We start from the raw sequence: 14,521 nt of genomic DNA on the forward strand, positions 1-14,521 counted from the left end.
TTGGCGACTGTCATTTATCTCAGTCGCCAATCGAATTCCTCAATCTGCTATTTTTTACAGTATCTAAAACCATCAGATTCAATTTATTTTCATCGCGAGGACATGCGCCATTGCACCTCGCACTCTCACATGGAGATACACATGACGAAAAATCATTATGAAACTGAAATTACAGTTAAATACCGGGAGACAGACGGACTCGGGCATGTCAGCAGCCCCGTTTATTACGATTACCTTCAGCACGCATATCTGACGTTCATGCACGACCTGCTGGAGCTGCCGTATTCGGAGAAGTTGCCGCACATCATGGTCAAGACGTCGTGCGAGTACCTGAAGCCCGCCCAGTACGGGGATACGATCACGGTACGCAGCAGCATTACCCGTTTCGGCTCGAAGAGCTTCGAACTCGAACACCTGATGATGCGGGACAACGGCGCGGCCGGCGACGACGCGATCGTTGCCCGCGCGCAGTCGACGCACGTGATGTTCGACTATGCGAGCAATGCGACGATGCCGGTTCCCGAAGAGTTCAAGGCGCGCGTGCTGGCGTTCCAGGGCGCGATCTGACAAACGGCTTCCCGGGGCGGGCGCCCCGGGTCCTTTCTAAACGAATACGATCAGGCCCATCAGCACGGCTTTCACGACCGCGTTTGTCTTGTTCGAAGCATCCAGCTTGGCAATGGAGCGTGAAATGTGAAAATTGATCGTACGTTCGGTCAATCCGAGAATCATGCCTATCTCATAGGCAGTCTTCCCTTCGGCTGCCCATTTCAATACTTCACACTCTCTCGTGCTCAACGCGACCGCAGTGGGGGGTGTCATGTTCAATGCCAACCGAGTCATTCTCATCTCCAGAACAATTAACCATGCCGGCCGACTCGGCGCACGCCCGTCCTGCGAAGCGTGAATCATCCTGTTCAGCCCTCGAAAGCGCAAACGACAGTGCTTGGTGCGAAAGCACCAGCCTGTTTCTTTATTTATTAAGCCAGTAATGCACGCGATTCGGCCATGTGCCGCTCGCGTCGCCCGGGATCATTATCAGCAACGATCGGGCAACAATCGCGGATCAAAGTGCATTGAACGAAACAATGCAATACGGATTAATTACGCCGGACGCAGCAATCGGACAAGGTTGAGCATACCGAGTTGCAATCCCGCGCGGAAGATGCGTCACGCTCAATGTATTCATGCAGTTGACGCGCGCGAACGTGACGTGTGCACCGTCATGGTTCAGGTGCGCCGACATCGTACAACGACGGCGCCTGGGTCGCGCAGACACGCCGCAGGCAGCTGCGCAGCCAGCGATGCGCGGGGTCGTTGTCGAAGCGCGGATGCCATATTTGCGAAACCGTCAACGTGGCAGTCAGCACCGGCAACGGGAAGCTGAACATTCCCCCCCGCGATTTCCCGGTCTGCCGTTCCGGAACATTGGCGATCAAATCCGAGTCGCGCGCCAGGGACAATGCGGCGGGAAAACCGGACACGATCGCCGCGACGGTTCGCTGCAGCCCCAGCGTATCAAGCACGTTGTCGATGGGACCGCTGAGTTGCCCCCGCCGCGACACGCTGATATGGCCGAACGATGCATATCGCTGCGGCGTGACCTCCTCCCGCGCAAGCGGGTGACCGGCCCGAACGACGCCGATGAAGCGGTCGCGGAACAGCGCCTGTACACGCAATTCGGGGCCCGTATGGCCCACCACGCCGATCTCGAGATCGACGGCCCCCATGCGCAACGCCTCGACACTCTTGTCCGGCTTCGGCGCGAAGCGCAGCCGCACGTTCGGCGCGGTTTCCATCACCAGCGCGAGCAGTTCGGCCGCGAACGTATCGACGAACCCTTCGTTGGCGCGGATCGTGAACGTGCGCTCGAGCCCGCCGAGGTCCGCGTTCTTGCACGGACACAGGACGGCCTGCGCGCCTTCCACGAGCGCGCGAACCTGGACTCGCAGTTCAAGCGCATGAGGCGTCGGCACCAGATCGCGTCCGGCCCTGACGAGCAGCGGATCACCCGTCGTGGCCCTCAGGCGGGCCAGGGACCGGCTCAATGCCGACGGGCTGAGGCCGAGCGTCTCCGCGGCCCGCGCGACGCTGTTCTCGGACAGCAAGGCATCCAGAACAATCAGGAGATTGAGGTCAGGTGCATTCATCTTGTTCAACTCGTGCCGATCGGGACCCGGCCTGGATTGACGATTAACGGGAACCGCGAATTCGACGTGATATCCGCGCAGCGCACGATGACGGACAACCGCGCCGGTCGATCGCCGGCACGGCGTTCCATCCGTCATCGAGCGCGGAATACGTGAAGCGAGACGGCCCGTTTGCGCGATGTCATTCTGTTTCCGGATTGTGCACCGCACGCGATTCGATCTCAACCGCCATTCGACGCCGCCCCCTGTCCATATCGGCCGCAGACACCGGGTGACGGCAAGGCAAGCAGGAACCTGTTGTCACGGGTCGACGCGGCGCGCCTGCGTTCGGTCGATGCGGTGCCCTGCTGGCGGCCGGGAATCGACAGGGCACGCAAATCGAACGGCATCCCGAACGCGATCTCGCGGTGTTCCGGCTACCTGCATCGGCCGCGCTTCGCGGGCGCGCGTCGCCACGCTACTTCGGCTTGTCGCCCATCGGATTCCGCAACCGGGCCCGCTGTCGGCGCGCGCACGAGTCGCACACGACGACGTCGCGATTCATCAGCGCCACGAGGGTTGGGTCACGCGCGTATCGCAATCGCCGCGCCCCCTGCGCGATCTGTCGATGCTCGCGCGTATACTCGAGGCGGCCGAGCGCGGGAACGGACCGCGCACGTGGCGTTACCGGTCATGAGAGGAACTCCGGGTCCCCCGCGTCGAGTGCCCGGGTTCGGCACCGGCCGGCGCGGAAGCGGCAGAAGCAGCCAGCGGCGCGTTCATGTACGCCGGGACAGCCTTCTTTCCCTGTCGGACGCCAGGCGGCGGCGCCGTCGGGCGCTGCTCCATGTCGGCCAGCATCTGCCCGCACGGCAACGAACGACTGCGGCCCGGCTGCAGCAACGCGAGCAGACTGGCGAGCGGATTCAGCAAACCCAGCCCGATCGCGGCACCGCCACGCGCGATCAGTGCGCCCGCCTTCACCCCGACGTGCGGTTGCTTGAAGGTCCCGGTGACGTACAGCGGCGAGCGTAGCGATATCACCCGGAATCCCTTGGTATGGGGATGGATCGTCAGATTCATGGTCTCGTCCCGCAGGTTCACGTTGCCATCCATGCCGATCACCGCATCCTCGGTGTCGAGCGCGAATACGCGCGAGTCGAGCACGCCGTTGGTGACCACGAAGTCGGCCACACCGCAGTTGATCCTGACGTCGCGCGTGCCGAACAATTTCTCGTACACCACGTTTGCAACGTTCAGCCCCGCGGCTTCCATCAGCAAGAGACTCACCGTGCCGTCGGTCACCAAGGTCTTCACTTCCCCGTTGGAAGTCGCGGCGAGCGCCGCCGGCGAATTTCCGGTGGCCGACAGCGCGGCATCGCCGTTGACCTCGCCGAGCGCCGTTTGCATCACCGGGAATGTCGGGAACAGTTGCTTGAGCTTCAGATGTCGCGCCTGCAGCGAGAACCGCCCCTTGAGCGGCATGCCGCTGCCGTCCAGGTGGATGTTCGAAGCAAGCGTGCCCCCCGCGACGCCGAAGTTCAGCGGGTTGAGCGTCAGCACGCCGTCATGCAACACGACGTGGGTCGACAGGTCGGTGATCGGCAGGCTCGCAGTCTTGACGATGCGTCGCCCGGTCAATCGAACGTCGGCGTCGATCTTCTTCCAGCGGTCCGTGCGGAATGCCTCGACCGGCAATGCCTTGTTCGCGGGCTGCGCGACGGCGGCGCCCCGCCGCGCCTTGCTGGCATTCGTGTCGGCGCCGATGAGCGGCGCAAGGTCGGAAAACTGCAGCAGCCTCGACACCAGCGTACCGGACAAGAGCGGCCTCGGTTCGCGCGAAACGTACGCCAACGAGCCGTTGATGTCGCTGCCGCCGACGCGTCCCGTGAAGTCCTCGTACTTGAAGACGTTGCCGGACGCCCGGAACTGGCCGACCAGTCGGCCGTCGGTCGCATAAGGCGCGGTTTCGGGAAGGGTGATGCCCGTGACGTCATACAGCTTGGCCATGCTGGTGCCCGCGAGCCACAGTCGAAGATCGACCGCCGCCAGGTGAGCCGGATCGGTCAGCGTGCCGACGAGCGCCAGGTGCGTATCGCCGAAACGCAAATCGGCCTGAACCGGAAACGGGTGTTGTGCGCCCTGCAACTCCAGCACATTGCCGATCTTGCCCGTGCCGGCGACCGCGCCTTTCCTGTAAGTCCCCTTGACGGTCCAGCCGATCGTGTACGTGCCGACGCCGGCAGAGGCCGCGGGTGCCGCGGGTGCTGCGCCCGTCGATGCACTCGTTATCGCCGAAGCCGTTGCGCCCGATGCGGGCGCTGCGGGCGCGCTCGATGCCATCGACGGGCCTGATGCAGCCGGGCCTATCGTGGTGCGAGATGTCGTCGCCGCAGCATGCGAAGCAGCAGCCAACGCTTGCGACGCCGCGGCCGATGCGCGGGACGCCGCCTCGGCACCCGACGCCGGCACCACCGGTTGCGCCGGGCCGGAGCGCGCCTGGGCCGCGAGCTTTTTCTGACCTGCCGGGCCGACGGCTCGTGCCGATTCGTGTTGCGCCAACGCCTGCTGCTGCTTCACCACCGCGTCGAACGGGATCGGCTGGCCAAGCGTGTTGACCACGGCGCTCAGATCGAACTGCTTTTGCTGATCGTAGTAGCCGAGATGACCCTGGGCAAACGCGATCTGATGCAGGTCGAGCGTCCATCGGCCCGGCTGCGCGGGCCGCTTGAGCTTGAGCGTCCAGTTGACTCGCCCGTCCTTGATGCGCTCGAGATCGACGGACGGATTGACCAGGTCGATTGCCGGAATCACGATGCGGCGTGCGATCAGCGGCAGCGCCTCGACTTCGAAGCTGATCATGTCCAGCGCGACGAAATGCTTCGTGCGCGCCCAATCGGGATTGGCGATCGTGACATCGTGTGCGCTGAATCGCGGCCACGGTACCCATGCACGCCAGCCTTGCTCGCTCATCGGCCGACGCCAATCGATACGCAAATCGCCGTTGATGGCGAACTGTCGTCCGATTGCGTCCGACACCTTGTCATCGATCCACGGCCGGGCTCGATTCCAGTCGAACGTGACGATGAAGATGACCAGCGCGGCAAGCGCCAGGATGACGATGACGGCAAGCCACGCGGCCACCTTGCCGACGGTGTGGCCAATGCGCATTGCTCCCTCCCCGAGTTTGCTGCACCGTATCCAGCAATTCGTGTTCCTGAATACAGGGGCCTTTTGCGAGGTCGCATGCACGCTTTCGAAATGGGGTTCTTACGACTTTTCAGGCGTCGATCTACGCAGTAAGGTTCGAGATCGACTGCGCTATCTGTCCTCGCTGCGTAACGCCGGCACGCTTGCCGAGCGAGAGCAGCGGACACCTGCTGCAGTGCTTCCTGCATCCGCGGGATGCGATCGGGAGGATCAATGGATCGTCGCCATTTCCTCAAGTCGTCGGCCTTTTTTACCATTGCGGCTGCCGCTGCTGCCGTCCCGCACGACGTTTCACCAGCAGACCTGCCGGGCAGCACCGTGCGCAAAAACACCAGTCGATTTCCGCAAGGTGTCGCAAGCGGCGATCCGCGCGATCGCTCCATCGTGTTCTGGACACGCTGCGTGCCGGTATCCAGCAGCGAGCAGCACGATGCAAGAAGTGCCGCGCGCGCGGTCCCGCTACGACTCGAAGTCTCGACGCTGCCGGATTTCTCGACGCTCGTCGCCAGCGTACCGCTGAGGGCGCTGGCCATCTACGACTTCACCGTGCGCGCGAAGGTGGCGGCACTCTCGCCGAAGACGACCTACCACTACAGGTTCGTCGCCGGCGGCGACGTCAGCATGACCGGTGTCGCGCGCACGGCACCGGAGGCCAGCGAGGCCAACGAACGGGTTCGCTTCGCGTGGCTCACCTGTCAGGACTGGAGCGTCAACCACTGGCAGGCGATGACGCTGATGGCCGCCGAACGCGATCTCGATTTCGTCGTGCACGTGGGTGACTATATCTATGAAACGGTCGGGACCTCTCCCCCCGGCCAGGCCGAGCCGGCGCATTCCCCGCTGCATCTGCCCGACGGCAAGCGGCTCGCGGACGGCCGCGCGTATGCCGATTCGCTCGACGACTACCGGACGCTCTATCGCACCTATCGCACCGATTCGCGCTTGCAGACACTGCACCAGCGCCTGCCGATGATCGCGATCTGGGACGACCACGAATTTTCCGACGATTGCTGGCAGGATCATCAGGTCTACACCAACGAGGAGCGACAGGAAACCCGGCGGCGGCGCAACGCCAGCCGCGCGTGGGCAGAGTACATGCCGGTGGATTGGGGCGACGTGCGCTTCGAGCCGGACAATCCGTCGTACACGAATATCCGCATCTACCGCGATTTTCGTTTCGGCATGCTGATGCATCTGGTGATGACGGACGAGCGGCTGTATCGCGACGACCATGTCGTGAGCGAAGCGGCTATCGCGCGCGCGCACGGGCACGACCCGGTGCACGGAGACGATGCGGCCGGCTCGCGCTACTTCGTCAAGCAGGATGGACTGCAACGCGACGAGGCGCGTCTTGCCCGGCAGTTGGGCCGCCCGCCGTCGCTGCTCGGTCCGGAGCAGACGCAATGGTGGAAAGCCGCGATGAAGGACTCGCCGGCAACCTGGAAGGTATGGGGCAACGAGGTGATGTTGAACCGTCTGTGGTTCGTGATGCCGGGTGCACCCCAGACACCGGGAGCCCGCCTCGTGGTCGATTGCGACGCATGGGACGGTTATCCCGCGCACAAGCACGAACTGCTCGCCTACTTGAAGGAGCACGGGATCCGTAACGTCGTCGCGATCACAGGAGACCTGCACGCATTTCAGTGCGGCGTTGTGCGGGACGATCCCGATCCCGCGACGGGGGTGCCGGTCATCGTCGATTTCGTCTGCGCCGGCATCAGCAGCATGTCCTTCTATTCCTGCCTGAAGGCCGCATGGAACGGCACACCGCTCGCGTCCATCGCGGCGACGCCTGCCAGACTCGACCGCTTCCTGATGGCGAACAACCCCGATCTGTGCCACGCCGACCACGACGCGCAGGGTTATGCGTCGGCCACGGTCACGCGGGACACCTTTTCCGTCACGTTCAACAAGATGAAGCCGTTGAACCCGGACGGCACCGCGCCCGCGGATGCTTTGCTTGGCCGCACGCGATTGACCGTGCCCAGGGATTCAGTCGAGGTACGCGTCGAGCACATGTAGGTTCCGACGCGCCGCCGTTTCCCGGCGGCATTGCGTGTCTCCGGAAACTCGAGCTAGCGGCCCCGTGCGGTCATGCACAGGGCCGTTCCACGCGACGCGTCAGTGGAAATGTCCGCCGAAAAGCCCGAGCAACCCTATGATGATCAGGTAGAGCGCAACAATGTAATTCAGCAAGCGCGGTACCACCAGAATGAGAATCCCGGCGATCAGCGAAACCAATGGGCTCCAGTTCGTGAATGCGTGCATGGCGCGGCCTCCTGACAGTGGATCGCGAAATCAGACGTGCGTCGGTGCGACGCTGATCCACGTATAGGAGCGATTTCCATGCCTGGCTCGACGCGTGCCGCGTCGGGTCGTCGAATCGGCGCACGCTCTTCCGGAGCCGCGCAGATCGCTCAATCAGCGGGGGGCAGCTTCGCGGACAGGTCCGGAAAGTGGAGTTCGCCTTCGTAGGTCTCGGCCCCGGCTGCGAGTATCGCCTTCACACGCGCATGTATCGCTTCGTTGGCCACGCAAAGATCGGCCTCGTGCGCTTCCACCAACAAGCCTTCGGAGAAGGAAACGTCGGACCCCATGTCCACGGACCGCTTCAGGTGTGCAATCGTGGAGGGCGGGAACGTCGCGATGCGGCGTGCCAGCTTGTCCACGAACGGGCCCAGTTCCCTGGCCGGCAATGCACGATTGATATAGCCGTAGTGATCGGCCAGCTCCGCGGAGAAGTCTTCCCCGGCCAGCAGTACCTCGAGGGCGCGGGCGCGTCCCATCCGCCGCGGCAGGCGCTGCGTGTTGCCGCCGCCCGGGACGAGCCCGCACACGACCTCCGGCTGACCGAACACGGCTTCGCCAATCGCGGCGAAACACATGTCCGCGGCCAGCGCAATTTCGCAGCCGCCGCCGCGGGCGATCCCTTCGACCTTCGCGATGACGGCCTTGGGCATGTTGCGCAAGCGCTCGCCAAGCATCTGTGTCAGGCGGAAGGTGCGCGTATTCGAAGTCGTCTTCGGCGCCGAGCCGACACGGTGCAGGCCCGAGTGAGCAATGAAGAACTTCGGCACGGCGCTCTGCAGGACAACGACACGTACGCTCGCATCTTGTTCCAGCAGCCGGGTCAGCGAGTCGAATTCCTCCGAGAGAACCTCGTCGAGCAGATTCAGCGGCGGATAGTCCAGGGTAACCGTGGCGACGCCGCTATCGCGGGTAACCCGGATATGTTTGTAATCGTCATAGCTTCCGCCTCCCCCTTGTGATGGCGCGGACGGTTGGGGAGCAGCGCCCCCTTCCGAAGACGCGAGCAACACACCGGGCGCGAATGTGGCGGCACCGATTGACTGGACGAAGGTACGTCGAGAGATAGTCGACATGGCAGACTCCTGGGTTGGTTTCATCTCGCCTCGGCAGAGCCGCGCCCGGCTCGCAATCCGCGGCGGCATCAAGTAACGCAGTTGCAATCCCCTGGCGCGGCGGTCCCCATGTCACTGCGGATGGCAATGACTGCGCCGGCAATCCGGCGTCGTTGAGCGGCATTCGTCAGTTTGAAAAAGCAAGCTTCGCCGACGCCATGATCCTCGCCACGTCGGGGCCTTTGCAAGAATCCTCCCTAAGTGGGGGGGCGCCCCGATCGACCTCGCGCGGCAGCACGGAGCGGGTCGATCCTGCACGCCCTCCCCGAACAGGGGGCTGCCTTCGCGCCGGGCCATGGGTACTTTTGGCGGCATGGCCCCTTCGACACATGATCCGGCGCGCGTCTCCCTTCCTGGGCATCCGCCCGACTCATGCCTGTTGAAGTGCGTACCGGCACGCTGTCGCTGCATGGTCGGCAGACCGTAGCGGCCGCGCACCGACGACACCACGGAATGATCCGCCCCATCCATGAACAATAGCCAATCATCCGGCGACAAGCCGGCGCCTGAGTCAGGCCGGCGCGTATTCCTCAAACGCGTCGCCATTGTTCCCGCCGCCGTCGCGATAGGCGGGTGCCATTCGGGCGACGACGCATCGCCGGCACCGACGGCGACGCAAAATGCCGGCAGCGGCGTTCGGCTCGACACTTATCGTCCGGTGTTCTTCGCACCCGAAGAATGGCACTTCGTGCTCGCGGCGGTGGATCGACTGATCCCGCACGACGACGAGGGGCCCGGTGCGCTCGACCTGAACGTTCCCGTCTTCATCGACCGGCAACTGGAAACCGGTTACGGCTACGCGGCGCACTGGTACATGCAGGGTCCGTTTCGCGCGGCCTCCCCGCTGTTCGGCTATCAGTCGAGGCTCACGCCGCGCGAGCTGTATCGGGCCGGCATCCAGGCGACGAACGCACGCTGCATGCGCGAGTTCGCCGGCAAGCGCTTTGCCGAACTCCCCGTCGCGGAACAAACCGGCGTGCTCGCACGCCTGGAGTCCGGCGCGATGGCATTCGACGCGATCTCCTCGGCGGATTTCTTCGCGTTTCTGCTGGAGAACACCCGCGAAGGCTATCTGTCGGACCCGATACACGGCGGCAACAAGGAGATGGGCAGCTGGAAAATGATCGGTTTTCCCGGGGCCAGGGCGGACTTCCTCGACTGGGTCGGGACCGGCAAGCGCTACCCGTATGGGCCCGTCAGCATCGAAGGTCAACAGGGTTGAGACGCATATGCCGCAAATCACGAAGCCGGAAGTGGATGCCGTCCTCGTCGGGATGGGTTGGACAGGTTCGATCATGGGGATGGAGCTGGCCGAGGCCGGCCTGACCGTGGTCGGCCTGGAGCGCGGCGCAAACCGCGATACGAGCCCCGAGTTCGCGTATCCCGCCATCGCCGATGAGCTCGCCTACATTCAGCGGCGCAAGCTGATGCAGAATCTTGCGCACGAGACGGTCACGATCCGGCATGCGCCGAACGAAGACGCGTTGCCCTACCGGCAGCTCGGCGCATTCCTGCTGGGTACCGGGGTAGGCGGCTCGGGCGTGCACTGGAACGGCACGACCTGGCGTGCCAATGCCGCCGACCTCAAGATCCGCTCGCACTACGTGCAGCGATACGGCGCCGGGTTCATCCCCGGCGACATGACGATCCAGGACTGGCCTTACTCACTGGACGAACTCGAACCGTACTTCGAGCGCCTCGAGGCCGTGATGGGCACGTCGGGCAAGGCAGGCAATCTGCGCGGCCGGATCGTCGACGGAGGGAATCCCTTCGAGGCCATGCGCCGGCGCGACTATCCGTGCCCGCCACTCGCCGACAATTATCCGGCGACGCTGTTCCGGAACGCGGCGCGCGACGCCGGTTTTCATCCCTTTCCGATACCCGCGTCCAATGCGTCGGTCGCCTATCAGAATCCGTACGGAATGCAGCTCGGCCCGTGCAACTTCTGCGGCTATTGCGAAGGCTTCGGCTGCTACATGTATGCGAAGGCTTCGCCGCAAGCCTGCATCCTGCCCGCCTTGCTGGCCAAACCCAATTTCGAGTTGCGCGACCGATCGCATGTGACGCGTGTGCAACTCGATTCGGACGGCAAGCGCGCGACCGGCGTGACCTATCTCGATGCGCAGGGCCGGGAAGTGTTTCAGCCGGCGCGCATCGTCGTGCTGTGCGCGTTCCAGATGCACAACGTGCGCCTGCTGCTGTTGTCCGGGATCGGCAAACCGTACGATCCGGCGACGGGAACGGGAACCGTCGGCAGGAACTTCGCCTATCAGAAGAACAGTGCGGTCTCGCTGTTCTTCGACAAGGACGTCCACATCGATCCGTTCATCGGCGCCGGCTCCGGCGGCCAGGCATTCGACGACTTCAATGCGGACCACTTCGATCATTCCGCAGTTGGGTTCGTCGGGGGTGCCTATATCAGCGCGATGGTCACCGGCGGCCGCCCGATCGGACAGACCCTGCTGCCGGAAGGCACGCCCAAATGGGGTTCGGCGTGGAAGAAGGCGCTCAAGGACAACTACCTGCATTCGTTTTCCATCGGTACGGCGGGGTCGGTCATGTCTTACCGCACGAACTACCTGGATCTCGATCCGACCTATCGCGACGCATACGGCCTCCCGCTGCTGCGCATGACGTTCGACTGGCACGACAACGAGATGCGCATGACGCGCTTCGTCACCGGCAAGGCCGAGCAGGTCGCGCGCGCGATGAAGCCGAAATCGATGTCGGTCCACGCCGGGAAGATCGGCGATCACTTCGACATGCGGCCGTACCAGACCACGCATACGACGGGCGGCGCGGTCTGCGGGGATCGTCCGGACACGAGCGTCGTGAACAAGTACCTGCAATCGTGGGACGTCCACAACGTATTCGTGACGGGTGCCTGCGCGTTTCCGCAAAACTGGGCCTACAACCCGACAGGCATGGTCGGCGCGCAAGCGTATTTCTCGGCGCGCGCGATTCGCGAGCAGTACCTGAAGAATCCCGGTCCGCTGCTACCGACATAGGAAAGGCAATGGGTGAGCGATACAAGAAACTGGCCGGAATCTCATTCGGTCTGCTATGCACTTTCGCCGCGCTGGCTACGTGGCTGCAACCGGCCGACGCGAACGCGCAGGATGCCGGGCAGATCGCGCGCGGCGCCTATCTGGCGCGCGTCGGCGATTGTGTGGCATGCCACACGTCGCGCCGCGACCAGCCGTTTGCCGGCGGGCTGCCGATGGAAACGCCATTCGGTACGATCTATTCGACGAACATCACGCCCGATACCACGCACGGGATCGGCCGCTACAGCTACGACGATTTCGCGGCCGCGCTGCGCCAAGGCGTCGCGAAGGACGGGCACCTGCTCTACCCGGCCATGCCGTATCCGTCGTTCTCGAAGGTCAGCGACGCCGATACCCGTGCACTCTATGCGTACTTCATGCACGGCGTGCGCCCGATCGGCCAGCCGAACATCGAGACGCGGCTCCACTTTCCGTTCAACCTGCGCGTGCTGCTCGCGGGATGGAATCTTCTGTTCCGGCCCAGTGGCACGTATCGCGAGGACCTGACGCAAAGCGCGACGTGGAATCGTGGTGCCTATCTCGTGCAAGGGCTCGCACACTGCGGCGCATGTCATACGCCTCACGGTCCGATGGGCCAGGAGAAGGCGCTGGACGCACGCGGGACGGTCCTGTACCTGAGCGGCTACACGCTCGCGGGCTGGCATGCGCCCGACCTGCGCCCCGGCGGCGGAAACGGTGCGGGCGAGCGCACACGGGACAGCATCGTTCAGCTTCTGCGCACCGGACGATCGCACGGCAGCGCCGCGTTCGGCGGGATGTCCGAAGTGGTGGAGAACAGCACGCAGTATTTCAGCGACGCTGACCTGGCCGCGGTGGCCGAATACCTCGTCAGCCCGGACCCCGGTCGCGCAACGCGGACGTCGGCGGCACCTCCCGTCAAGTCCGATACGACCGCGGCGTTGCGCTCGGGCGTCACGCCGACAGGCGGCGCGTTGCTGTACCTCAACAACTGCAACGCGTGCCATCGTTCGGACGGCAGCGGCGCGATGAAGGCGTTTCCCGCGCTGGCGGGCAACGCGGTGGTCACGTCCGACGATCCGTCGTCGGTCATTCACGTGATTCTGACCGGCTCGCGGATGCCGTCGACCCGATCCGATCCGGCGCCGCTGGCCATGCCCGCATTCGGCTGGCGGCTGTCGGACATGCAGGTCGCCGAGCTCGCGACGTTCGTCCGCGGCAGCTGGGGCAATCGTGCCGGCACGGTGAGCGCATCGGACGTCGCGAAAGTCCGGCGGCAGGTCGATCCGGCGCAACTGAAGCGGATTCGGGCCGCCGTCATGAACGAAGTGACCGACGACGGCGCGCCCGGGTCGACCGGCAAATGACCTCGGGCGGCGGCCCGTATCACGCGGCCCCCATCGCCCGCACACGATCGAAGGTCTGCGCGGCACGGGCCTTCCACTTGTTTGACTCGATTATCGGAAAACCATCATGCGATTCATCAGCTTTGTCCGCGACGGCGCCACCGGCGTCGCCATCCGGTCCGGCGACGGCCGTTATCTCGGACTGACGCGTAGCGACCCGGACTTTCCCGGCGATCTCGACACCCTCGTTTCCGGCGGTCCTGCCGCGCTGGCGCAGGCCAGCGAACGCCTCCAACTGGCCGGCCGGCCGCTGGACCTGGCCGATTGCACCCTGCTCCCGCCCGTGACACGGCCGGCGAAGATCATCTGCGTCGGGCTCAACTATGTCGAGCACTCGCACGAGGCGGGCTACGAGGTTCCGTCGTATCCGACACTCTTCGCACGCTTTCGCAGCAGCCTGACCGCGCACGGCGCCGCGATACGCATGCCGACGGAATCGGATCAGCTCGACTACGAAGGCGAGCTGGCGGTCGTCATCGGGCGCGGCGGCCGGCGCATCGCGCGAAGCGATGCGTTGAACCATGTGGCCGGTTATACGGCTTTCAACGACGCGACCCTGCGGGACTATCAGTTCAAGACGCCGCAATGGACGGTCGGAAAGAATTTCGACGAAACGGGCGCACTCGGCCCCGAGCTGGTGACCGTCGACGAATTGCCGGCGGGCGCGGCCGGTCTCAGGCTTCAGACCCGGCTCAACGGTGTCGTCATGCAGGACGCCAATACGAACGACATGATCTTCGACATCGCTACGCTGATCGCCACCATCAGCGAAGTCATGACGCTCGAGCCCGGCGACGTCATCGCGACCGGCACGCCGTCGGGCATCGGCATGGCGCGCAATCCGCCGCACTGGATGCGCGCCGGCGACGTGTGCGAGATCGAGATCGAGGGGATCGGCGTACTCAGGAATACCGTCGCGCAATCGTGATCCGGTCGGGCCGGCGCAGTGCGCGCCGGCACGCGTTCAGCCAGGCTGCATGATCAGCGCATCGTTCGCGAGGATCATCGCGCAGGCGTTGGTGGGCCTCGGCCGCTCCGCCGGACGAAACACCGCGTCGCCGGGGAAGATCGGCACATGCGTCAGCACGCAGATGCCGCGGCGCGACGCGATGACACGCCGCCAGCGCTGCTCGCCGAAATGCCGGACGCCGGGCTCGACCCAACGAACCACCAGCACGCTTCCGTCGCATTCCAGCACCGTCACCCGGGCACCCGCGAACTCGCGGGCGGAACCCACGCGCGGCCTGTCGTCCAGTCGTGAAATCGCATCAGGCATGTCCCACCCGCAAGCCGGTGCGGTCGAGCCGTGGGCCCGGTCGACCGCGCGT

The 14,521-nt window shown here is 64.5% G+C and carries 12 protein-coding genes and 1 pseudogene; 7 read left to right on the forward strand and 6 right to left on the reverse strand.

The window, feature by feature from the left end:
- Positions 1-141 precede the first annotated feature (141 nt).
- Positions 142-567: a thioesterase family protein gene (locus tag AB3K92_RS05295; protein WP_021157713.1), complete on the forward strand. Its 426-nt coding sequence runs from the start codon at positions 142-144 to the stop codon at positions 565-567.
- Positions 568-603: 36 nt separating this feature from the next.
- Here the strand turns inward: AB3K92_RS05295 and AB3K92_RS05300 are convergent, their stop codons facing one another.
- Both AB3K92_RS05300 and AB3K92_RS05305 read right to left on the reverse strand, forming a co-directional pair.
- A complete protein-coding gene (locus AB3K92_RS05300; protein WP_225723211.1) occupies positions 604-843 on the reverse strand; it encodes a LuxR C-terminal-related transcriptional regulator in 240 nt (79 codons plus the stop codon).
- Positions 844-1,223: 380 nt separating this feature from the next.
- The gene (locus tag AB3K92_RS05305) at positions 1,224-2,150 is read right to left on the reverse strand and encodes a LysR family transcriptional regulator (protein WP_042973685.1); all 927 of its coding nucleotides are present in this window, start codon (positions 2,148-2,150) and stop codon (positions 1,224-1,226) included.
- Positions 2,151-2,527: 377 nt separating this feature from the next.
- Between AB3K92_RS05305 and AB3K92_RS05310 the strand changes: the two are divergent.
- A pseudogene (locus tag AB3K92_RS05310) lies at positions 2,528-2,823 on the forward strand (DUF6687 family protein); the annotation flags it as partial.
- Here AB3K92_RS05310 and AB3K92_RS05315 read toward each other — a convergent pair.
- Entirely contained in the window at positions 2,814-5,300 is a 2,487-nt protein-coding gene (locus AB3K92_RS05315; RefSeq protein WP_369464578.1) for an AsmA family protein, read from the reverse strand. The pseudogene AB3K92_RS05310 and the gene AB3K92_RS05315 sit on opposite strands and share 10 nt — an antisense overlap.
- Positions 5,301-5,552: 252 nt before the next feature.
- Here AB3K92_RS05315 and AB3K92_RS05320 point away from each other — a divergent pair, with 252 nt between their 5' ends.
- Complete coding sequence (locus AB3K92_RS05320) at positions 5,553-7,361, forward strand: alkaline phosphatase (RefSeq protein ID WP_369464579.1); 1,809 nt, start codon at positions 5,553-5,555, stop codon at positions 7,359-7,361.
- A 99-nt stretch (positions 7,362-7,460) separates the two neighbouring features.
- On the opposite strand, the gene AB3K92_RS05325 is transcribed toward AB3K92_RS05320, so the two are convergent.
- Together AB3K92_RS05325 and AB3K92_RS05330 are read right to left on the reverse strand one after the other, a co-directional pair.
- On the reverse strand, positions 7,461-7,607 hold the full coding sequence (locus AB3K92_RS05325; protein WP_192387762.1) for a DUF3096 domain-containing protein: 147 nt from the start codon (positions 7,605-7,607) through the stop codon (positions 7,461-7,463).
- Positions 7,608-7,756: 149 nt separating this feature from the next.
- Positions 7,757-8,722: an enoyl-CoA hydratase/isomerase family protein gene (locus tag AB3K92_RS05330; protein ID WP_369464580.1), complete on the reverse strand. Its 966-nt coding sequence runs from the start codon at positions 8,720-8,722 to the stop codon at positions 7,757-7,759.
- 508 nt (positions 8,723-9,230) lie between these two features.
- On the opposite strand from AB3K92_RS05330, the gene AB3K92_RS05335 reads away from it, so the two are divergent.
- The 4 genes from AB3K92_RS05335 (at position 9,231) to AB3K92_RS05350 (ending at position 14,121) form a co-directional block, all read left to right on the forward strand.
- Complete coding sequence (locus tag AB3K92_RS05335; RefSeq protein ID WP_369464581.1) at positions 9,231-9,983, forward strand: gluconate 2-dehydrogenase subunit 3 family protein; 753 nt, start codon at positions 9,231-9,233, stop codon at positions 9,981-9,983.
- Positions 9,984-9,990: 7 nt separating this feature from the next.
- Complete coding sequence (locus AB3K92_RS05340) at positions 9,991-11,769, forward strand: GMC family oxidoreductase (protein ID WP_060322544.1); 1,779 nt, start codon at positions 9,991-9,993, stop codon at positions 11,767-11,769.
- Between the two features lie 8 nt (positions 11,770-11,777).
- Complete coding sequence (locus tag AB3K92_RS05345; protein WP_369464582.1) at positions 11,778-13,154, forward strand: cytochrome c; 1,377 nt, start codon at positions 11,778-11,780, stop codon at positions 13,152-13,154.
- Positions 13,155-13,260: 106 nt separating this feature from the next.
- Positions 13,261-14,121 carry a fumarylacetoacetate hydrolase family protein gene (locus AB3K92_RS05350; RefSeq protein ID WP_059484413.1) on the forward strand — a complete coding sequence of 287 codons (861 nt, stop codon included), beginning with the start codon at positions 13,261-13,263 and terminating at the stop codon, positions 14,119-14,121.
- Between the two features lie 36 nt (positions 14,122-14,157).
- Here AB3K92_RS05350 and AB3K92_RS05355 read toward each other — a convergent pair whose 3' ends face one another.
- Positions 14,158-14,469, reverse strand: coding sequence for a DUF3331 domain-containing protein (locus AB3K92_RS05355; RefSeq protein ID WP_369464583.1), 312 nt, complete (start codon positions 14,467-14,469; stop codon positions 14,158-14,160).
- Positions 14,470-14,521 lie beyond the last annotated feature (52 nt).

Source organism: Burkholderia sp. Bmkn7 (genome assembly GCF_041103175.1).
Classification (GTDB): domain Bacteria; phylum Pseudomonadota; class Gammaproteobacteria; order Burkholderiales; family Burkholderiaceae; genus Burkholderia; species Burkholderia cepacia.

Bases quoted from the DNA above. Each gene is read 5' to 3' on its own strand.
- AB3K92_RS05295 (WP_021157713.1), top strand. From the start codon at position 142: ATGACGAAAAATCATTATGAAACTGAAATTACAGTTAAATACCGGGAG.
- AB3K92_RS05300 (WP_225723211.1), bottom strand. From the start codon at position 843: ATGACTCGGTTGGCATTGAACATGACACCCCCCACTGCGGTCGCGTTG.
- AB3K92_RS05305 (WP_042973685.1), bottom strand. From the start codon at position 2,150: ATGAATGCACCTGACCTCAATCTCCTGATTGTTCTGGATGCCTTGCTG.
- AB3K92_RS05315 (WP_369464578.1), bottom strand. From the start codon at position 5,300: ATGCGCATTGGCCACACCGTCGGCAAGGTGGCCGCGTGGCTTGCCGTC.
- AB3K92_RS05320 (WP_369464579.1), top strand. From the start codon at position 5,553: ATGGATCGTCGCCATTTCCTCAAGTCGTCGGCCTTTTTTACCATTGCG.
- AB3K92_RS05325 (WP_192387762.1), bottom strand. From the start codon at position 7,607: ATGCACGCATTCACGAACTGGAGCCCATTGGTTTCGCTGATCGCCGGG.
- AB3K92_RS05330 (WP_369464580.1), bottom strand. From the start codon at position 8,722: ATGTCGACTATCTCTCGACGTACCTTCGTCCAGTCAATCGGTGCCGCC.
- AB3K92_RS05335 (WP_369464581.1), top strand. From the start codon at position 9,231: ATGAACAATAGCCAATCATCCGGCGACAAGCCGGCGCCTGAGTCAGGC.
- AB3K92_RS05340 (WP_060322544.1), top strand. From the start codon at position 9,991: ATGCCGCAAATCACGAAGCCGGAAGTGGATGCCGTCCTCGTCGGGATG.
- AB3K92_RS05345 (WP_369464582.1), top strand. From the start codon at position 11,778: ATGGGTGAGCGATACAAGAAACTGGCCGGAATCTCATTCGGTCTGCTA.
- AB3K92_RS05350 (WP_059484413.1), top strand. From the start codon at position 13,261: ATGCGATTCATCAGCTTTGTCCGCGACGGCGCCACCGGCGTCGCCATC.
- AB3K92_RS05355 (WP_369464583.1), bottom strand. From the start codon at position 14,469: ATGCCTGATGCGATTTCACGACTGGACGACAGGCCGCGCGTGGGTTCC.